Genomic DNA, 17,747 nt, shown 5'->3' on the forward strand with positions numbered 1-17,747 from the left:
AGGTTAGCCGGTTCAGAACGGATGCACGCCGACAGCAGCGGCGGCATTCTCGATCGGCACGGCAAAAGCGAGTCCGACGAAAAAGCCTCGTTGCAGCGGATTGAGGATTGCCGTGACGATGCCGAGGACTTCGCCCTGCGAATTCACCAACGGGCCACCGGAGTTGCCCGGATTCGCCGCGGCGTCGAACTGGATAAGGTTGCTCAGTACGCGTTGCCCGCCCGTCGACCGGAACTCACGCTTAAGGCCGGACACGACACCAGCAGACGCCGAGGGGCCAAAACCGAAGGGGAAGCCCACGGCAACGACTTCGTCCCCCGGGCGCAGGTCGCCGGTCGTGACGAGGGTTGCCGGTTGCAGATCGTCTGGTAATTTCTGGGCTTGCAGCACAGCGAGATCGTTGTCGGCGTCGACACCGGCGATGGCTGCTTCCGATTCTGTGCCGTCGGCGAACGTAACCGTGATGCGGCTCGTCCCTGAGACGACGTGCAGGTTGGTGAGGATCGCGCCCTTTTCGGTGATCACCACACCCGTACCGATGGATGCCCCTTCGCTTTCGCCCGCGTCTTTTGCCTTGCCGGTCTTCTTTCCGACCGGTTTGCCGGCCGGGTCGGGCAGCGATCCCGTCGCTTCCGGATGGTTCGCGCCGACGACGCGGACGACCGACGGCCGGATCGCTTCAAATGCTTTTGCAGATTGGGCCGGCAATGGCTTCTCCTCAAGGGAACGCCTTACCGCCTGATCGATGTGTTCCTGGGTGATCACCATCGCCGCAGGCTCCGCGAGTTGCCGCTGCAAGAGCCCACCACACACTCCGGCGACACCTACGGCGAGCAAGATCAACGGAATCCGGTAACCCGTAGTGAACCGAGCGAACCTTTTCCGCCAAGCGCGTTTGTCAGGCACGCTTTCATCAGTAAGAGGGAGTGCCGGGGCATCGGGGATGGCCGCGCGGCTCCGGGTAGAACGGCTATATAGCGCGGCTCGTTTCATACGTTCCTCGCGATCGGTGCTGTGGCGACAAGACACGAACCGGCACATGTCTCAAAGGCTTATGTGCCGCGAAGATTTGATCAACAAAGCGTTCGCCAAGTTTCAACGTAGAACAAAATCGATCTGCGGCAAGGCGTGTGACTTCAACAAAGCAGGCAGGTGTAAACAAAGAAAGCCGCCTTGCGGCGGCTTTCAGGTTTTCGATTACGGTGGCTAGTTAAGCGCTACGCCTACGGCGGATTACCCCCAGACCGATAATCCCAACCGCCAGGAGAGCCAGCGATCCGGGCTCCGGAACCCCGTTTTCGCAAGCCGGCGTACCGGGAACGCCGCATACTGGGGTGAGGCCAGCCGTGAACCAGGTCTTGTGGTACGCAACGGCATTGTTAAGGCCAGCGGTAGTCGATCCCTGCAGGACCACGCCGTTACCTTGCCCGTCGCCGAAACCAACCGCTGCCGTCTGGCTGGTGCCCGTGGCTTCCCAAGGCATTCCAAGCCAGAAGAAACCGATCGCGCCTTCCCCGCTCGGAATGTCGTAGCCGGAACCGCGAACGACCATCTGGAACGTGTTCAGCTTATCGCCGCGGTCGTTGTAGTAGCCGACGTGATCCCAGGTCAGGATTGTTTGATTCGGGGTGTCCTGACGAATATGCAGCACACCGCTCAACGGGTTGCGCGTGTCGACGTCGCCGAACCAAATCGAAATCGTCGGGAACGTCGCACCAATCGGGCCGTTGGGAACGTAACCCGAGTTACCGCCAGAGAAACTGATGTTGCCGTTGTTGTTGGCGTAGAAACTTGTGTAGTTGTTACCAAAGAAAGAGAGCGTGTAGCCAAAGTTGATCGGTCCGCTGAAACCATCATCGTTGCGGCCGGAAGGGTTTCCTGCGCCATTGGCGTTTCCACCCCCTGTCATGACGACGACAGACCCGATGCCTCCACCGATCGTATCGGTATAGAGCTGAGTGCTGGGTGTGAGCGACGCTTGCGGGAAGTATTCGATTGCGGCGTGTGCCGGGGCAATCAGGGCAGCAAGCGCGATGGCGGAAACGTACTTATGGAACTTCATGATGATTCTCCACTTATTGTTGAACTTGTGAGCAGAACCGGCGGTAAGCCTCGTTGTTCTGTGCCGCTCTAAGCACGTTTTGTGCCGATAAAATAACGTATTGAACTTAAAGTTTTTTTCTTCGATTGATTTCAGCTTGCGTTAACTTGTGTAAAGCTATCCGACGCACGGTAGGGGGGGCCACAAAGGTGTGATCAGGCGCAAGGGATTCCAGAGAAGACTTTCCTGAGGGCCGAGTGGATGAGCGGACACTGTGAAGGTGCTCACCATGGCGATGGGCGTGTACTTCGTGTTCTCTGAGAAAGTCGAAACCGGAGCTGTGTCGAGCGCGGTGACTTGTGAGGAAAAATTGGGAAGGCCCTAGCAAACAATCCCGCTAGGTGCGGCGGCATCCATTGGGTATGTGGGCTGTTCCGCCAGGAGGCGAGCCACAAGCGGTTCTTGAGCAAGAGCACCGCGAAGCACCATGTTTCCGCAATTGCACGTTGCGTCTCGTTCCGTGTCGTTTTTTCCAAACGACGTTTAAGCAAGGTTATCTAGGTGATTCACCTCGATGGAAATGTGAACGAGTTCTTCATGTACGCTGAGCAACCGCTTGAAGTCGTTCGGGGAGAGGTTGCCGGAGGTGAGTAAGGAGAGGATGCAGGCGTACTTTCCTTTGCCAACTCGCCAGATATGCAAATCGCAGATGGATGTCTCGGACGGGGCTGCGGCGATAACTTCACGGACTTCGTCTACGACCGGTGCATCCATTTCGGCGTCGAGCAGCACGCGCCCGGAATCGCGCAGCAGACCGTACGCCCACACGGCGACCAGCACTGATCCGACAATACCCATGGCCGGGTCGAGCCAACCGGCTCGCCATAACTTTCCACCACAGAGCGCCACGATCGCCAGGACCGACGTCGCGGCGTCGGCGATGACGTGGACGTAAGCCGCACGCAGGTTCAGATCGTGGTGACGATGCTCGTGTTCGCTTGACGCGCCGTGTCCGTGGTGGTGATGCTCATGGTGGTGACCACCACGGAGTAGCCAGGCGCAAGCAAGGTTGACGAGCAGGCCAACGATTGCAATGACGATTGCTTGGTCGTAATGAATCGGTTTGGGTTCGATCAGTCGCTCGACCGATTGATACAGCATGAGGAATGCGATCCCGACCAGCAACAGCGCGCTCGTATAGCTACCCAGGATTTCGATCTTCCAGGTACCGAAAGCGAAACGGTCGTCACTCGCGAAACGCCGAGCCGCGCTGTAGGCAAGAACCGACAGGCCGAGCGCGAGCGCGTGCGAACTCATGTGCCAGCCGTCGGCGACAAGGGCCATCGAGTTGAACCACCAGCCGCCAGCAATCTCGGCCACCATCATTATCGCCGTCAAGACAACGGCCCATCGCGTATTGCGTTCGGCGAGCGGGTCACCCTCATCGAATATGTGCGAGTGAGACCAGTGCTGGATGGAAGCGGCGGCAGACATGAGAGACCCTTGCTGTAGCGTTAAGATGATAGGGGAAATATACTATACCCCAGTACCGTACCGAGAAACGCCGATGCCGCATACCATCAAGGACAAGAGACACCTGTTGAGCCGCGTCCGCCGCATCAAGGGGCAGACGGAGGCGCTCGAGAAAGCGCTCGAGAAGGAAACGGAATGTGCTGCCATCCTGCAGCAGATTGCAGCTATTCGCGGGGCAGTCAGCGGCCTCATGGTTGAAGTGCTCGAGGGGCACATGCGCGAACACCTGGGGCCGAATGCCGTATCCGCTGAACAACGGGATGCCGACCTGGAACAAGTCGTCAAGGTGCTACGTTCTTATCTCAGATGAATGTGCATCGAGCCACCGCGGGAGGGTTGATCGCGTAAGACGGCTTCGGCGCAGGTAGCGAAGAATTGCCGAAGCTCTCTGTTGTTCCGCGGAGAGTCCCGTTCGCGGATTTCGCACCGTGCCCCTTGTGCGGGGATGGTCACGCAGGCAAGGCTGCAACGGCGCCGCGGAGTTGCAGCCAGTCGCTGACAACAGGATCTTGTTACCAGTACTGGCGCTTCTCAAAAAGGCGAGCGTGCGGCACTAAGTTGTCTGCGACTCCGCCCGGTCGCGACAGGCTGACTCAGTTTTCGAGATTCCGCTTTAGCCGCCACCGTTTGACCAGCGCGTAGATCGCTGGAATGACGGCCAGCGTAAGAACGGTTGACGACACCATGCCGCCGACCATGGGCGCCGCGATCCGGCTCATCACTTCGCTGCTCGGGCCGGAGCCCTACATGATCGGCAAAAGGCCGGCAATGATGGCAACGACCGTCATCATTCTCGGTCGCACGCGCTCTACAGCGCCTTCCATGATGGCACCATAGAGGTCGCCGACGCTCGCTGCCTGGCCGGCGACCCGCCGTTTCTCCTTGGCTTCTTCCCACGCGTGGTCGAGATAGATCAGCATGATCACTCCGGTCTCGGCGGCGACGCCGGCGGGTGCGATGAACCCAACAGCCACGGCCACCGAGAGGTTGTATCCAAGCGCCCACATCAGCCAGATGCCGCCGACGAGAGCAAACGACACTGACAGCATCACGATCAGCGTTTCCGTTAGGCGCCGTAAGTTAAGGTAGAGCAGCAGGAAGATCGCCAGCTGTGTGACGGGTGCGGCGACCTTCATTTTCTAGATAGCCCATTCCATGTTCTCGAATTGCCCGCTCCGGAGACCTACAGAAAGCTGACGGGAAGATTGCATTCTCGTAATCTTCGCCCTGCGGCGGTTGCGGGGAGCAAGATGTGCCGCCGAGGGACAAAAAGGAGATGGCAATGAAGATCCTGGTCGTCGAAGACGAGGCGAAGACCGGAAGTTATTTGAAGCAGGGACTGGCCGAGGCAGGCTTCGTCGTTGACCTTGCACGCGACGGTGAAGATGGCCTGCACGACGCGCTGACCGTCGACTACGACCTTGTGATTCTCGACGTGATGCTTCCGCGGCTCGATGGCTGGAGCGTTTTGCGCGGCATACGGGCCGCGGGTAAGGGCATCCCGGTGCTTTTTCTGACGGCGCGCGATCATGTCGATGACCGCGTGCATGGGCTTGAGCTCGGTGCCGATGACTACCTCGTCAAACCCTTTGCTTTCTCCGAGCTGTTGGCACGGGTGCGTACGCTGCTGCGGCGTGGCAACCGGGCCAAGGAGGCGGAGGTACTCCGCGCCGCCGATCTCGAACTCGATCTCTTACGCCGCCGAGTGACGCGTGCGGGTAAACGCATCGAATTGACGGCAAAAGAATTTTTGCTGCTTGAACTGTTGTTGCGCCGACAGGGCGAAGTGTTGCCCCGTTCGCTCATCGCGTCGCAGGTGTGGGATATGAACTTCGACAGCGATACCAACGTCATCGAGGTGGCCATGCGTCGCTTGCGCGCAAAGATGGATGACGAATTCGAACCGAAGCTGATCCGTACCGTGCGCGGTATGGGGTATGTGTTGGAGGCAGCGGGGTGAGGCCCGTCCGGGGTATGTCGATCACCCTGCGCCTGACGGCCCTTTTCGCCGTGGGCTCGACAATTGTGCTGCTCGTTCTCGGTTATCTGATCGGCGGCTCAGTCGAGCGGCACTTCGAGGAGCAGGACCTCGATGTGCTGATAGGCAAACTCAAGCTGACGCAGCGCATGTTGGAGAAGGTGCGAAGCTCGGCAGACCTCGACCATCTGGCACAGCAGCTTGACGACTCTCTTGTCGGGCACGAGGGGCTCGCGGTCGTGGTCAAGATTCCGAACGATCAGTTGATCTTTGCGACGAGCGGCGCGGATTTCCCCCGAGCCCTCCTGGAGAAACCACTGAGTGAATCCGAGGCGTTGCGTCCGGTCGTTTGGCAGGCGGATAGCGGACGTCCATTCCGCGGCGTGGTGGTACGTACCGGGACCGGCATCGAAGGCGCGCCGCAGGCGATTGTTGGCGTGGCGATCGATATTTCGCACCATCGGCATTTCATGGCTTCGTTCCGCGTCACGTTATGGTCGTTTGTTGCTTTTGCCGCGGTCCTGACGGGATTCCTTGGTTGGTTGGCAGTCCGTCGCGGGTTGGCTCCGCTACAAGCCATCCGGAAGGAAGCGGCAGCGGTTACGGCGCATCGGCTGGACGCGCGCATCGCCGAGGAATCGGTACCGGCCGAACTGGCCGATCTGGCACGGACGCTCAACGACATGTTGTCGCGCTTGGAAGCCTCTTTCCGCCGGCTTTCCGATTTTTCTTCCGACCTTGCGCATGAGTTCCGGACGCCGGTCAGCAATCTGCTGACGCAAACGCAGGTGATGCTCTCGCGGCCGCGCTCCGTCGACGAATACCGCGACGTACTGGCTTCGAACGTCGAGGAATTTGAACGGCTGTCGCGGATGATTGCCGACATGCTCTTCATCGCCAAGGCCGATGAAGGACAAATTGTGCCGACGCGGGAAGCACTTTGCCTTGCGGGGCTGGTCGACGAACTCGCAGAGTTTCATCGTCTTGCCGCTGAAGACAAAGGAGTTGAACTGGCGTGCTCAGGCGACGGCGTCGCACTCGGCGATTCGCTGATGCTACGTCGCGCGATCAGCAACTTGCTCTCGAACGCGATCCGACATACGCCGCCAGGCGGGCGCGTGAGTGTGACAGTGCGAAGTCCCGGTGGTCGACGGGTGACCGTCGATATCGCAAACACGGGCGAGACGATTCCTCCGGAGCATCTGCCGCGGCTGTTCGATCGCTTCTATCGGGCCGATCCTGCGCGCAGCGGCGATGGCGGACAGTCGGGTCTCGGCCTGGCGATCGTCAAATCGATCGCCGAGGCTCACGGGGGGAGCGTGAGCGTCGTGTCTGAGGAAGGAGTCACCCGCTTTACATTGACCCTGGCGACCGCCTAGAAAGGTTGCAGGGCGATCGCACATGTCTTGCCGAACCCATGGCGCCGAACGCTTGGATGGGCACCGTCCGGTTCTTGGCCGAAGACCGGGTTTTGTGCTCCGTCTACTGTCTCTCAAGCTGGTCGTACACGGCGCTCGCCACGCGCCCGAGCTCGTCTTTGCCAATCGTCGCCGATAGTGCGTAGCCGAACTTGCCGTCGACCCAGTAGAAGACGTTGACCTTGCCTTCTTGGGCGAAGCGGAACGCCGTTTCCCGGTTGGTTACGTTTTCGGTGGAAACGTACAGCGTAAGCCGCTGGCCGGTTGCATCCTGATACATGAACTGGGCAACCGGGGCCGCATTGCCCGGCAGCAAACGCCCGCCGACGAGTTCATAACCGAGCCCGCCGAGTTTCGGCGCCTTCACCTGCGCCCCGATGCGCTTCGAGAGCCAGGTAACCAATTGTTCTTCCTGGTCGCCGCGCACCTCTACCGGCCGGCGCACGTCCGGCGAATAAACGGCGTGTGCGACGGCCGCCTGTCGTGGCAAAGGAACCACGGCCGCGAGGCTTGGAGTTGGCGCATATCTGTCGCGCGCAAACCAGCCCGTGGCGCCGCCAATTGCCGCCACGAGAACGGCGGCGGCGATGCGTTGCCACCATTCGTACCGCCGTCGCGAACCTGACATCGCGCGCCAGCCGGCGGCGATCCCCTGCGGCGATTCGGGGTTCGGAGGGGAAGTGAGGCGACGCAGGTTTTCGGGGAGCGGCTCCTCTAGAACCGGGTCGAACAACGCCTTCAACGCGCGTTTCTGTGCCGCGTATTCCCGCATCCGGTCGGCGTCTCCGGGGTGCCTACGGAGAAAGCGTTCAACCCGCTCATGGTCCGCTTTCGGCAGTTCGCCGTCGACGTAGGCATGCAGGTCGCTCTCAGTAATTTGCGTGCGCGGACTCATTTGACGACTCGCAAATGCGTCACGGAATCTCCCGGCTTCCCGGCCAGAATCTGGCGTAAACGCTCGCGTCCACGGGCCAGGCGGGACATCACGGTTCCAACCGGGAGTTGGAGAAGTGTTGCAACGTCCGAATAACTCATATCTTCAAGAGCGACCAGCAACATGATCTCGCGTTGTTCTTCGGGAAGTCTATTGAGCGCGACGTCGAGGTCGAGCATTTCAAGGCGATCACTCTGTGTGGCGCGCACCGGGACATCGTGCGCACCTTCTTCGATCGGCTGCACAGGTATCGCGGCTCGCCGCAGCTGATCGACCCGGAGGTTATGCATGATACCGAACAGCCAGGCTCGAAGATCGCTACCGGAGCGCCATTGACTGCTACGCGCCCAGGCGCGCTCCAGCGTATCCTGAACCAGATCGTCGGCGGCCGAACGATCGCCGAGCAGCGCCCGCGCGTAGCGGCGCAGGCGCGGAATCTCGGCTTCGAGCGCTCGGCTGTCTACCATCGGTGCAGGCAGAGGCGATCAGGGTTTGGCCACTTGCCAAACGTTATTGACGCCATCTCCGGTCTTGTCGCCCGGTTTCTGATCCTTGACCCAGAAATACAACGGTTTGCCCTTGTAAGCCCATTGTTTGCTACCGTCGTCGCGGGTGACGACGCTGAAGTTGCCGTCGTTCATGCCATCTGCATTGGCCTTCAGCGGCGGCCAGTTCTTCGCACACGCGTCGTTGCATGTACTCTTGTTGCTCCCCGCGACGTCGCGGTCGAAGGTGTATAAGGTCATGCCGTTGGTGCCGGTCAGGATGCCGTCCCCGACGACCGCCGGGGCCTCCGCGGCATGGGAAATCGTTCCAGCGAGAGCAAACAGGGAAACGCAAACGACGTACGCGGCTTTCGAAATACGGTTTTTCACGGTGGCCTCCTTCGGTTGGTACGGTGGGTGACTGGGGATTGCACCTGGTAAACGCATCCCGATCCCGATTTATTCCCGTTTGCCGGAAAAAACTCATGCGTAGACCGAGCGGCCCCGTGCACGTTCCTCCTACGGGAAGCAAGCAGTGAAGGCCGCTTGCTTCGTTCCGCGGTGTTCGGGCGAGAGAGTCAAGGGGAAGAAGCGGTAGCGGCCGATGAAGGCCGAGTGACGTGGCGAGTCCTTTGCACTCGGACAGGAGCGACGCGGGGAAATGAAACGGGGCTGGTGTTCAGCGGTTTCCGCCTGTCGCTGTCCCGTGGCAAACGCAGCCTTCCTGATGCGCGGCGGCGACGAGTTCGTGCAGGATGCCGCAGTCGCCCGCAAGATGCGTCGTGCCGCAACGTCCGCGCAACGCGGTGAGTTGTCGCTCGAGCGCTTGCAAACTTTGTAACCGGGCGCGGACGCGGTCGAGTTGTGCGTCGATCAAGCGATCGATATCCCCGCAATCACTTTCGGGACGGGCGACGAAGTCAAGCAGCCGGGAAATGTCGGCCAACCCGATGTCGAGTGCCCGGCAGTGGCGTATGAAGGCAAGACGTTCCACGTGCTCCGGGCCGTACGCCCGATAGCCATTGTCGTGTCGCCCGGGAACAGGCAACAGGCCTGCTTTTTCGTAATAGCGGATCGTTTCCGTATCAACCCCGGTAGCCCGGCCCAACTCGCCTATGCGCATGCTTGGTCCCCTTGCAACGCCTCTGGTCCGCGTCTCGCTCGTTGCTCAACGTACTCCGTGATTTTACCCGCTTGACCTTGGAGCAACTACAGGGTGTGCAATGGCGCTATCAACGCATAGAACGAGGAGAACATCATGCCAGCCTGTAACTGCCATTCCGCGTGCGAAACGTCGGCAGCGGTCAGTCCGAGGTATCGCAAGGCGCTGTGGATTGCGCTCGTAGTCAACGCGGTTATGTTCGTCGTCGAGATGGTCGGCGGCTGGCAGGCGGGATCGGTATCGCTGTTTGCCGACGCCGTCGATTTTGCCGGTGACGCGGCCAATTATGGGATATCCCTCTTCGTGCTGGCCCTCGGCGCCACGTGGCGGTCGCGAGCGGCACTCGTAAAAGGAATTTCGATGGCGGCTTTCGGCATCTTTGTCATCGGACGTGCGGGATGGGCGGCCATTGCAGGTATTCCGCCAGAACCGGCGACGATGGGGGCGATCGGTTTTCTCGCGTTGGCAGCCAACGCATCGGTGGGCGTCTTGCTCTATACCTATCGCGAAGGCGACGCCAACATGCGCTCGGTCTGGCTTTGCAGCCGCAACGACGCCATCGGTAACGTGGCTGTCATGCTAGCCGCTGCCGGCGTCTTTGGTACTGGTGAGGGATGGCCAGACATCGTGGTGGCGGCGATCATGGCCGGATTGGGGCTTTCGGCCGGCATTTCTGTGGTGCGTCAGGCGAGACGCGAGCTTACGCCCGCCGCTGTTGCGGGTTCTCCGTCCGCTGGCGAGGCGGTAGTGGCGGTACCTGTTGCCTTCGCATCGAAGCGGAACGTGCCGCACTGATCAAGGAGGGGCAGGGCGTGACCCGCGCCATCCGTTCGTCAGCCAGGATTGATCGGACGACCTGACAGATGCGGAGCACCGACGGGTAGGAGGTAGAATACGGCCCATGAACGTTCTTGCTCTCGAAACCGCCGCTGATCCCGGATCGATCGCGCTGTGGCGGGATGGTGAAGTCGTCGCGCGCTCGTGCCCCGAAGGCCGGGCGAACTCCGAGACCCTATTGCCGCTCGCCGAGGCTGTGCTCACCGAGGCCAACTTGCGCTTTTCAGAACTTGATGCGGTCGCTTTTGGCGCCGGACCCGGCTCGTTCACCGGACTGCGGGTCGCTTGCGGTGTAGCGCAAGGACTGGCGATGGGCCGCGATTTGCCGTTGCTCGGCATCGGGACGCTCGAGGCGATGGCGTTAGCCAGTGCAGGCAAGCGCGTCTTGGTGGCGCTTGATGCGCGCATGGGCGAGGTTTATTTCGGAGTCTTCGAACATGGGCGGTTGCAGGGAGAAATAGGCGTTTTCCCACCGTCCGACGTTCCGCTACCCGATTCGCGCGGTTGGCTCGCGTGTGGGAATGGGATCGCGGCGTACCCTGTCCTGCGCGAGCGGCTGTCGCCCTACGTGAATGAGTGGCGGCCTGATGTGATGCCGTCCGCCGACGCCGTCGTCAGGCTTGCTGCTCCGCGTCTTGAGCGCGGCGAACGCATCGATCCGGCCGACGCTGCGCCTCTCTACGTTCGGGATAAAGTCGCCCGCACGGTTGCTGAACGCCTCGCTGAAGGGGGCCGCGCCTGATGAGCGCCGTGTTGCAGCCGCACATTGAGATGTTGCCGATGGCTCTATACGATGTCGACGAGGTATTGGCGATTGAATACGCCGTCTGCCCGTTTCCCTGGGGGCGCGGTAATTTCACCGACTCGCTCGCCAGCGGCTACAGTTGCTGGGTTTGCCGCGTCGACGGCGAAATGGTGGGTTACTTTGTTCTCATGATGGTGATCGACGAGGCTCACCTGCTAACGATCAGCGTGGCAAAAAAACGGCAAGGGATGGGCTTTGGCGCGCGGTTGCTGCGGCATGCGATGGAAACTGCTCAGGGCGGAGGCGCCAAACGCATGTTTCTCGAAGTGCGCCCGTCGAACGAGAAAGCGCAGACGCTGTACAGGCATTTCGGCTTTCGCCAGATCGGTGTCCGGCGCGATTACTATCCGGCCGTGGGCGGTCGCGAGAATGCGCTCGTGCTCGCCCGCGAACTGACGGAGAACGTGGCGTGAATCTCACGCGCGACCGAATTCTTGCCGAGATGGGTTTCGACCCTCTGTGGAAGCGGCGAGATGCGCCGCGCGGCAGCGGCGATATCCCTGCAGAAGTGCAGGATCAACCGATCGTTGTCGACGAACCGACGCACGCCGACATGGCGACGGGCCTGAATGTTTCCGGTTTACGCGGCGCCGATGAGGAACTCGGCTGGGACGAACTGATTTCGCGTATCAAAGGGTGTACCGCCTGCGGATTGTGCCGTGAACGTAAACAGGCGGTGCCTGGCGTCGGTGACCGGAACGCGGATTGGCTGTTCATCGGTGAGGGACCCGGGGCGGAAGAGGACGCGCGCGGCGAACCCTTTGTCGGCGCCGCCGGAAAGCTGCTCGACGCAATGCTGGCGGCGATCGACCTCAAACGCGGAGAGAACGTCTATATCGGCAATGCGGTGAAATGCCGGCCGCCAGGGAACCGTACGCCCGAGCCGGAAGAAATGGCGGCGTGCTTCCCCTATCTGAAACGTCAAATCGAACTTATCCGTCCCCGGTTGATTGTTCTTCTTGGTCGTGCCGCGGTGCACGCCGTGCTTGCCGAGGATCGGTCGCTTTCCGGCTTGCGCGGGAAGACGCTCTCCTATCGCAACGAAGGCGAAGGGCGCGATATTCCAGTCATCGTTACCTACCACCCCGCGTATTTGCTGCGAAATCTGCCGGACAAGGCCAAGGCTTGGGAAGACCTGTGCCGCGCGCGTGCGCTGATGCGGGAAACCAGCGGCGGATGATGCTTGTTGCGGAAAAAGCGCTAAAGCGCTTCTTCCGTAGAGTACGGTCCTCTGGCGTTTTCTAAGGCTTGGCGGGCGAGAGCGTATCCTCTGTTTTCACTTGGAAGTCATTCCGGACGTAGGCTGCCAGGCGCTTGTCTTCCTGCGTCGTATGCAGCGCGAACCATTGGAACAGATAATCGACGATAGGCGAGGCGCCGTGTTCGCGGTTATGTAGGCCGTGCATCTTGTTTTCCAGCTCGGCGAGCAGGTATCGGTGCCGTTGTTGGTGCAGAGCGCGTTCCGGATAGCCGCGGGTTTCCATGATGTTTTCTTCGCTCGTGAAGTGGAAATCGGCGTATTTGTAGATTTCGCGCAGCGTCCTCGCCATTTGCGCTTCCGGCACACCGATTTCGGACTGATGCGACAGGTCACGGATCAGGCTGAGAAAAACGCGGTGCTCGGCATCGATGCGCTCGTTTCCCACTTCGAACCTGGAATCCCAGGCGAGGTTGATAGCCATTTTTTTCTCCCTGCGAAAAACCGGGGCAGTTATCCCGGGCTTTGGGCTAACCATTTTACCGAGCATTGGTTTCACCGGAACGGTTGGACTGTGTGGATAGCGTACCAAGGGAGCCCTTCTCTTGTATTCTCATGCAGCGTACCCATATTCCGTGGTGCTGAACAAAGGCCCTTGCGGGTCTGTGTCCGATTCGGCCAAATTCTCAACAATGACGGAGAAAAACAGATGCGCCTTCGAATCGTCGCTGTTCTCGCCCTGCTTGCCAGTCTGCTCACCGGTTGCGGGTACAACACGTTCCAGACCGGGGATGAGGCAATCAAGTCCGCCTGGTCGGAGGTGCTCAACCAGTATCAGCGCCGTGCCGACTTGGTTCCCAATCTCGTCAATACCGTGCAGGGATATGCGAGCCACGAAAAGGATGTGCTGACCCAGGTAACGCAAGCACGGGCCCAGGTGGGAAGCATTCAGGCAACGCCGGAACTGATCAACGATCCGCAGGCGTTCTCGCGGTTCCAGCAGGCGCAAGCCGGATTGACGAGCGCTCTCTCGCGCCTCCTCGTGGTCGCCGAGAATTACCCGAACCTGAAGGCCGACGCGGCTTTCCGTGATTTGCAGGCGCAACTCGAAGGCACGGAGAACCGCATCACCGTGGCCCGGAACCGTTACATCAAGGCGGTAGAGGCTTACAACGTTTCGGTGCGTACTTTCCCCAACAATCTGACAGCGAAGATGTTCGGCTATGACGTGAAGCCGAACTTCAGCGTTGAGAACGAGAAAGCGATTTCCGTTGCTCCGAAGGTGGATTTTGGCGCCAAACCATAATGTGATGACCGCCTGGTGGAGGGCGGCGCTCGTCTTCATTTTCCTCGGTTTTTCCTTCGCGGCGGGGGGCCAGGAACGGCAGGCGATCCCCGCTTTGTCCGCACGCGTTACCGATTTGACTGGAACGTTGTCGGCCAATCAGCGCTCCACCCTCGAAGCCAAACTGGCAGGAATCGAACGTCAAAAGGGCGCCCAAGTGGCGGTTCTGCTCGTACCCACGGTGCAGCCCGAAACCGTCAGCGAGTACGCCGTGCGCGTTGTTGAAGCCTGGAAGCTCGGACGCAAGGGCGTCGACGACGGGGTATTGCTGCTCATCGCCAAGAACGACCGCAAACTGCGCATCGAAGTCGGTTACGGGCTCGAGGGAGCCCTCACCGACGCGGCCGCAAAGCGCATCATCAGCGATCTCATCAGCCCACGCTTCGCGCAGGGCGACTTCTACGGCGGCATCGAAGCCGGTGTGGACGCGATCGCCGGCGTTATCTCGGGCGAATCCTTGCCGGCTCCTCGAGAATGGCGATCCGATCATCGCGGGTTCAACCTGGCGGATGATTTCGAAGGATTGCTCGCCGGGGGATTCATTCTCGTGTTTGTCGTGGGGCGGCTGGTGCGGGCAATCCTCGGCCGTTTTCTGGGAGCGTCCTTGCTCGGTGGCGTCGCCGGAGTGATTGTGACCTTCGTGTTCGCCTCAACCGTCGTTGGTATCGTCGTCGGGGTACTGGCGTTCATTGTCTCGCTGCTTGCCGATGGCGTCGTCAATCGTGTGAGCGGAGTTCACGGTAGCGGCTGGCCGAGAAGCGGCTCGTCCGGATGGGGTGGCGGCTCGTCGTGGGGAGGGGGCGGTTTCTCAGACGGCGGAGGCGGAGGTTTTTCTGGCGGAGGCGGTGGATCCGGCGGCGGTGGCGCTTCAGGGGGCTGGTAATGGACTTAGGCAGATTCTTGCGTCACGTTCTTTTCCCTGATTGGTGGGTGCTGCGCGCCTTTCCGAAAACTGTACTTCGCAAGATTGAACAGGCGGTTAGGGAGTCGGAACGTCAGCATAGCGGTGAGCTCCGCTTCGTCGTCGAGGCTAATTTCCCGATGACCGACCTGATCCACGGGCGATCCGCTCGGGATCGCGCCGTCGAATTGTTTTCGTTGCTAAGAGTTTGGGACACCGAGGAGAACAGCGGAGTACTGATCTACGTGCAGCTCGTAGACCGTCGAGTCGAAATCGTTGCCGACCGCGGAATTACCGGCAAGGTGGACAACGCGTTCTGGACTGGCGTCTGCCGGGCAATGGAGTCAGCGTTTCGCGATAAGCGGTTTGACGACGGGAGCCTGCGTGCCGTCCGGGAAATCACTACGGCCTTGGCGGCCCATTTCCCGCCTGGAGAGCGAAATGACAACGAACTTCCAGACGCGCCTGTGGTGTACTGAGCCAACGTAATGCATTAAGGCACACCCGCAATAGCCGCCCGAACGGCGCTGGTCTGGAAAAGGCCTTGCGTGGCGCGGTTTTCAGTGTGCCCGATCTTCGAGATGCGAAACGTCGTCGTGAATCCGCTGGTTGGCTTCGTGCTTCTTCTTGATGAGCAGCATATTGCAGCTCACCAGAACGCCGAAAAGCGTGATGACCCAGTAGATCGAGACGTTGGCTTTTACCATCAGGTAATACAAGCCAGTCATGATCAAGATCGAGAGATTCTCGTTGAAGTTCTGGACGGCGATCGAGTGGCCGGCGCCCATGAGAATGTGGCCGCGATGCTGAAGCAGTGCATTCATAGGAACCACGAAGTAGCCTGACAACGCCCCGATGACGACGAGAAGCGTGACCGCAAGCCAAACGTGGGTCACGAAGTTCATCACGAGAACGATCAGGCCCATCACGATCCCGAGCGGGATCACGCTGACCGAACGGCGGAGTGTCACCATGCGGGCCGCCCCTGCGGCACCGAGTGCCACACCGACCGCTACGACGCCTTGCAGCATGCTCGATTTGGAAAGGTCCAGGTGGAGCGAAACTTCAGCCCATTTGATGACAATGAACTGCAAGGTGGCTCCGGCTCCCCAGAAAAGTGTCGTTACGGCAAGAGAGACCTGACCGAGACGGTCCCGCCAAAGCAGGACCAGACAGTGATTGAACTCGCGGATCAGATACCAGGGATTTTTGTGCAGCGGTTTGTGGTCCACGCCCGTGTCCGGCACACGGAGGTTGAACAATGCGGCGAGCAGATAGAAGAAACCGACAAAGCAAAGCGCCATCTCGCTGGTGCTGTCGATGCCGGTATCTATCAGCGGGAAATCGAGGGAGAGTATCTGATGAGCGATAGCCGGTTGAATCAATGTGCCGCCGATGACCACGCCGAGAATGATGGCGCCCACCGTCAATCCTTCGATCCAGCCGTTGGCCACGACCAGAAGCCGATGCGGGAGGTACTCAGTGAGGATGCCGTACTTGGCTGGCGAATAGGCTGCGGCGCCGAGGCCGACGACGGCATAAGCGACCAGCGGATGAACGGATAGGAACATCATGGCGCAACCGGCGATCTTGATGCCGTTGCTGATGAACATGACGCGCCACTTGGACATCGAATCGGCGAAGGCGCCGACGAAGGCCGCAAGGACAACGTAGGAAACGGTGAAAAAGGTCTTCAACAATGGCTCATACGCGGCCGGCGCATGCATTTCACGCAATGCGGCGATTGCAACGATGAGGAGAGCATTGTCGGCCAGCGCGGAAAAAAATTGCGCGGCCATGATGATGTAAAAGCCGAAGGGCATCAGGGCTAGTGAAGACAGCTCTTTTATTGAGTGCCGGAGTTATACCATGAAAGACCGCCAGGTGTTACCCGACTGCCCGAGGAACCGACTATGCAGAAAGTCATATTGAACTCGAGGCGCCTTGTGCTTGAGCAAAATGCGGCCGATACTCACGGTCTTTGAGCCACCATCAGCGAGAAAGCGTTTTTCCACATGCCTCGTCCGATCCAGGCGCGCATCGATCTTGGCGCGTTGCGACACAACTACCTGATTGCAAAGAACTGTGTTACCCGCCAAGGCGGTTCCGCGAAAGCCTGGGCGGTGGTCAAGGCCGACGCTTACGGCCACGGGTTGATGCGGGTGGCCAAAGCTTTGTGCGATGTCGCAGACGGCTTCGCGTTGCTTGACCCAGAAGCCGGCGTGGCTTTGCGCTATGCGGGCTTCCGGCAACCCATCCTGCTCCTAGAAGGTTTTTTTGACGAATCCGATCTGGCCGTTTGCGCGCAACACGACCTGATCCCTGCGGTGCACCGCGTGGAGCAGCTCATGGCCATCCGGGCGGCCAATCTGCCGAAGCCTCTGCCGATCTATTTGAAACTCAATACGGGCATGAACCGTCTCGGGTTCACGCTTGAGCAACTGCCTGCGGTGGGCAAGATACTGGCCGACTCTCCTGCGATCGGTCCGGTGACGCTAATGACCCATTTCGCCGAAGCGGACGGGGAACGCGGCATTGCCTGGCAAGTGGACCGGTTCGAGGCGATGCGGCGGACCTTGCCGGGGGGGATGGACTTGCCGGTATCAATGGCCAACTCTGCGGCTATCTTGCGTCACGCCGAAGTCGCGCACGATTGGGTACGTCCAGGGATCGTGCTGTATGGAGCCAGCCCCTTTGCCGATGCCGCTGCTTCCACCTTCGATGTGAAGCCGGTGATGACGCTGCAGAGCCGGATTCTTGCCGTACAGGATCTTGCTGTGGGCGAACGTGTAGGCTACGGCGGCATTTTTGTCGCGGACCGGCCGATGCGCGTAGGTGTGGTTGCCTGTGGTTACGCCGACGGGTACCCGCGGCATGCCCCGAACGGTACGCCTATTCTTGTTGCCGGTCGGCGCACGTCTACGGTGGGGCGAGTGTCGATGGACATGCTGGAATGCGATCTCACCGACCTGCCGGACGCCGGTGTGGGAAGCCCGGTCGTGCTGTGGGGCGAGGGGATGCCAGCCGATGAGGTCGCTGAGGCGGCCGGTACGATCAGTTATGAGTTGTTCTGCGCGCTCGCGCGGCGAGTGCCGGTGGTCGAGGTTTAG

20 protein-coding genes and 1 pseudogene are annotated in these 17,747 nt (G+C 60.2%); 11 read left to right on the plus strand and 10 right to left on the minus strand.

All coding sequences use genetic code 11. From position 1 onward, the window contains the following. Positions 1–12: 12 nt before the first annotated feature. The 3 genes from NZ453_RS14640 to dmeF form a co-directional block, all read right to left on the minus strand. Complete coding sequence (locus tag NZ453_RS14640; protein ID WP_263771425.1) at positions 13–837, minus strand: S1C family serine protease; 825 nt, start codon at positions 835–837, stop codon at positions 13–15. 373 nt (positions 838–1,210) lie between these two features. Beyond that, the gene (locus NZ453_RS14645) at positions 1,211–2,062 is read right to left on the minus strand and encodes a PEP-CTERM sorting domain-containing protein (protein ID WP_263771426.1); all 852 of its coding nucleotides are present in this window, start codon (positions 2,060–2,062) and stop codon (positions 1,211–1,213) included. A 522-nt stretch (positions 2,063–2,584) separates the two neighbouring features. Further along, a complete protein-coding gene (gene dmeF, locus NZ453_RS14650) occupies positions 2,585–3,535 on the minus strand; it encodes a CDF family Co(II)/Ni(II) efflux transporter DmeF (RefSeq protein ID WP_263771427.1) in 951 nt (316 codons plus the stop codon). A gap of 73 nt (positions 3,536–3,608) precedes the next feature. Between dmeF and NZ453_RS14655 the strand changes: the two genes are divergently transcribed. Next, positions 3,609–3,884 (plus strand): metal/formaldehyde-sensitive transcriptional repressor, encoded by a 276-nt coding sequence (locus NZ453_RS14655; protein ID WP_263771428.1) that lies wholly within the window; start codon positions 3,609–3,611, stop codon positions 3,882–3,884. Between the two features lie 283 nt (positions 3,885–4,167). Here the strand turns inward: NZ453_RS14655 and NZ453_RS14660 are convergent. Next, positions 4,168–4,749: pseudogene (locus NZ453_RS14660) on the minus strand (efflux RND transporter permease subunit); the annotation flags it as partial. 107 nt (positions 4,750–4,856) lie between these two features. Here NZ453_RS14660 and NZ453_RS14665 point away from each other — a divergent pair. Beyond that, a complete protein-coding gene (locus NZ453_RS14665; protein ID WP_263771429.1) occupies positions 4,857–5,534 on the plus strand; it encodes a heavy metal response regulator transcription factor in 678 nt (225 codons plus the stop codon). Next, positions 5,531–6,931 carry a heavy metal sensor histidine kinase gene (locus NZ453_RS14670; protein ID WP_263771430.1) on the plus strand — a complete coding sequence of 467 codons (1,401 nt, stop codon included), beginning with the start codon at positions 5,531–5,533 and terminating at the stop codon, positions 6,929–6,931. The genes NZ453_RS14665 and NZ453_RS14670 overlap by 4 nt, the downstream gene beginning before the upstream one ends. A 103-nt stretch (positions 6,932–7,034) precedes the next feature. Here NZ453_RS14670 and NZ453_RS14675 read toward each other — a convergent pair whose 3' ends face one another. The 4 genes from NZ453_RS14675 to cadR form a co-directional block, all read right to left on the minus strand. Further along, on the minus strand, positions 7,035–7,865 hold the full coding sequence (locus NZ453_RS14675; RefSeq protein ID WP_263771431.1) for an anti-sigma factor family protein: 831 nt from the start codon (positions 7,863–7,865) through the stop codon (positions 7,035–7,037). Beyond that, positions 7,862–8,371, minus strand: coding sequence for an RNA polymerase sigma factor (locus NZ453_RS14680; protein ID WP_263771432.1), 510 nt, complete (start codon positions 8,369–8,371; stop codon positions 7,862–7,864). Before NZ453_RS14680 ends, NZ453_RS14675 begins: the two co-directional genes overlap by 4 nt. An 18-nt stretch (positions 8,372–8,389) precedes the next feature. Continuing rightward, the gene (locus tag NZ453_RS14685; RefSeq protein ID WP_263771433.1) at positions 8,390–8,779 is read right to left on the minus strand and encodes a COG4315 family predicted lipoprotein; all 390 of its coding nucleotides are present in this window, start codon (positions 8,777–8,779) and stop codon (positions 8,390–8,392) included. A 289-nt stretch (positions 8,780–9,068) separates the two neighbouring features. Beyond that, on the minus strand, positions 9,069–9,512 hold the full coding sequence (gene cadR, locus NZ453_RS14690; protein ID WP_263771434.1) for a Cd(II)/Pb(II)-responsive transcriptional regulator: 444 nt from the start codon (positions 9,510–9,512) through the stop codon (positions 9,069–9,071). Between the two features lie 135 nt (positions 9,513–9,647). Here cadR and NZ453_RS14695 point away from each other — a divergent pair, with 135 nt between their 5' ends. The 4 genes from NZ453_RS14695 (at position 9,648) to NZ453_RS14710 (ending at position 12,373) form a co-directional block, all read left to right on the plus strand. Continuing rightward, a complete protein-coding gene (locus NZ453_RS14695) occupies positions 9,648–10,346 on the plus strand; it encodes a cation efflux transmembrane domain-containing protein (RefSeq protein ID WP_263771435.1) in 699 nt (232 codons plus the stop codon). 106 nt (positions 10,347–10,452) lie between these two features. Beyond that, on the plus strand, positions 10,453–11,130 hold the full coding sequence (tsaB, locus tag NZ453_RS14700) for a tRNA (adenosine(37)-N6)-threonylcarbamoyltransferase complex dimerization subunit type 1 TsaB (protein ID WP_263771436.1): 678 nt from the start codon (positions 10,453–10,455) through the stop codon (positions 11,128–11,130). Next, on the plus strand, positions 11,130–11,606 hold the full coding sequence (rimI, locus tag NZ453_RS14705; RefSeq protein WP_263771437.1) for a ribosomal protein S18-alanine N-acetyltransferase: 477 nt from the start codon (positions 11,130–11,132) through the stop codon (positions 11,604–11,606). Before tsaB ends, rimI begins: the two co-directional genes overlap by 1 nt. Further along, positions 11,603–12,373, plus strand: a complete 771-nt coding sequence (locus tag NZ453_RS14710; RefSeq protein WP_263771438.1) for a uracil-DNA glycosylase — start codon at positions 11,603–11,605, stop codon at positions 12,371–12,373. The genes rimI and NZ453_RS14710 overlap by 4 nt, the downstream gene beginning before the upstream one ends. A gap of 61 nt (positions 12,374–12,434) precedes the next feature. On the opposite strand, the gene NZ453_RS14715 is transcribed toward NZ453_RS14710, so the two are convergent. Beyond that, complete coding sequence (locus NZ453_RS14715; RefSeq protein WP_263771439.1) at positions 12,435–12,875, minus strand: bacteriohemerythrin; 441 nt, start codon at positions 12,873–12,875, stop codon at positions 12,435–12,437. A 225-nt stretch (positions 12,876–13,100) separates the two neighbouring features. On the opposite strand from NZ453_RS14715, the gene NZ453_RS14720 reads away from it, so the two are divergent. From NZ453_RS14720 to NZ453_RS14730, 3 genes are read left to right on the plus strand one after another with little or no spacing between them, the layout of a single operon-like run. Continuing rightward, entirely contained in the window at positions 13,101–13,697 is a 597-nt protein-coding gene (locus NZ453_RS14720) for a LemA family protein (RefSeq protein ID WP_263771440.1), read from the plus strand. Between the two features lie 4 nt (positions 13,698–13,701). Then, on the plus strand, positions 13,702–14,619 hold the full coding sequence (locus NZ453_RS14725; protein ID WP_263771441.1) for a TPM domain-containing protein: 918 nt from the start codon (positions 13,702–13,704) through the stop codon (positions 14,617–14,619). Beyond that, positions 14,619–15,116, plus strand: a complete 498-nt coding sequence (locus tag NZ453_RS14730; RefSeq protein ID WP_263771442.1) for a TPM domain-containing protein — start codon at positions 14,619–14,621, stop codon at positions 15,114–15,116. Before NZ453_RS14725 ends, NZ453_RS14730 begins: the two co-directional genes overlap by 1 nt. A gap of 81 nt (positions 15,117–15,197) precedes the next feature. Here NZ453_RS14730 and lplT read toward each other — a convergent pair whose 3' ends face one another. Continuing rightward, on the minus strand, positions 15,198–16,460 hold the full coding sequence (lplT, locus tag NZ453_RS14735) for a lysophospholipid transporter LplT (RefSeq protein ID WP_263771443.1): 1,263 nt from the start codon (positions 16,458–16,460) through the stop codon (positions 15,198–15,200). Between the two features lie 192 nt (positions 16,461–16,652). Between lplT and alr the strand changes: the two genes are divergently transcribed. Next, on the plus strand, positions 16,653–17,747 hold the full coding sequence (gene alr / locus NZ453_RS14740) for an alanine racemase (protein ID WP_263771444.1): 1,095 nt from the start codon (positions 16,653–16,655) through the stop codon (positions 17,745–17,747).

The organism is Propionivibrio soli, from assembly GCF_025770765.1.
In the GTDB taxonomy this organism is placed as follows: domain Bacteria; phylum Pseudomonadota; class Gammaproteobacteria; order Burkholderiales; family Rhodocyclaceae; genus Propionivibrio; species Propionivibrio soli.

Bases quoted from the DNA above. Each gene is read 5' to 3' on its own strand.
- NZ453_RS14680 (WP_263771432.1), bottom strand. From the start codon at position 8,371: ATGGTAGACAGCCGAGCGCTCGAAGCCGAGATTCCGCGCCTGCGCCGC.
- NZ453_RS14655 (WP_263771428.1), top strand. From the start codon at position 3,609: ATGCCGCATACCATCAAGGACAAGAGACACCTGTTGAGCCGCGTCCGC.
- alr (WP_263771444.1), top strand. From the start codon at position 16,653: ATGCCTCGTCCGATCCAGGCGCGCATCGATCTTGGCGCGTTGCGACAC.
- rimI (WP_263771437.1), top strand. From the start codon at position 11,130: ATGAGCGCCGTGTTGCAGCCGCACATTGAGATGTTGCCGATGGCTCTA.
- lplT (WP_263771443.1), bottom strand. From the start codon at position 16,460: ATGCCCTTCGGCTTTTACATCATCATGGCCGCGCAATTTTTTTCCGCG.
- NZ453_RS14730 (WP_263771442.1), top strand. From the start codon at position 14,619: ATGGACTTAGGCAGATTCTTGCGTCACGTTCTTTTCCCTGATTGGTGG.
- dmeF (WP_263771427.1), bottom strand. From the start codon at position 3,535: ATGTCTGCCGCCGCTTCCATCCAGCACTGGTCTCACTCGCACATATTC.
- NZ453_RS14715 (WP_263771439.1), bottom strand. From the start codon at position 12,875: ATGGCTATCAACCTCGCCTGGGATTCCAGGTTCGAAGTGGGAAACGAG.
- NZ453_RS14725 (WP_263771441.1), top strand. From the start codon at position 13,702: ATGACCGCCTGGTGGAGGGCGGCGCTCGTCTTCATTTTCCTCGGTTTT.
- NZ453_RS14695 (WP_263771435.1), top strand. From the start codon at position 9,648: ATGCCAGCCTGTAACTGCCATTCCGCGTGCGAAACGTCGGCAGCGGTC.
- NZ453_RS14720 (WP_263771440.1), top strand. From the start codon at position 13,101: ATGCGCCTTCGAATCGTCGCTGTTCTCGCCCTGCTTGCCAGTCTGCTC.
- NZ453_RS14645 (WP_263771426.1), bottom strand. From the start codon at position 2,062: ATGAAGTTCCATAAGTACGTTTCCGCCATCGCGCTTGCTGCCCTGATT.
- NZ453_RS14675 (WP_263771431.1), bottom strand. From the start codon at position 7,865: ATGAGTCCGCGCACGCAAATTACTGAGAGCGACCTGCATGCCTACGTC.
- tsaB (WP_263771436.1), top strand. From the start codon at position 10,453: ATGAACGTTCTTGCTCTCGAAACCGCCGCTGATCCCGGATCGATCGCG.
- cadR (WP_263771434.1), bottom strand. From the start codon at position 9,512: ATGCGCATAGGCGAGTTGGGCCGGGCTACCGGGGTTGATACGGAAACG.
- NZ453_RS14665 (WP_263771429.1), top strand. From the start codon at position 4,857: ATGAAGATCCTGGTCGTCGAAGACGAGGCGAAGACCGGAAGTTATTTG.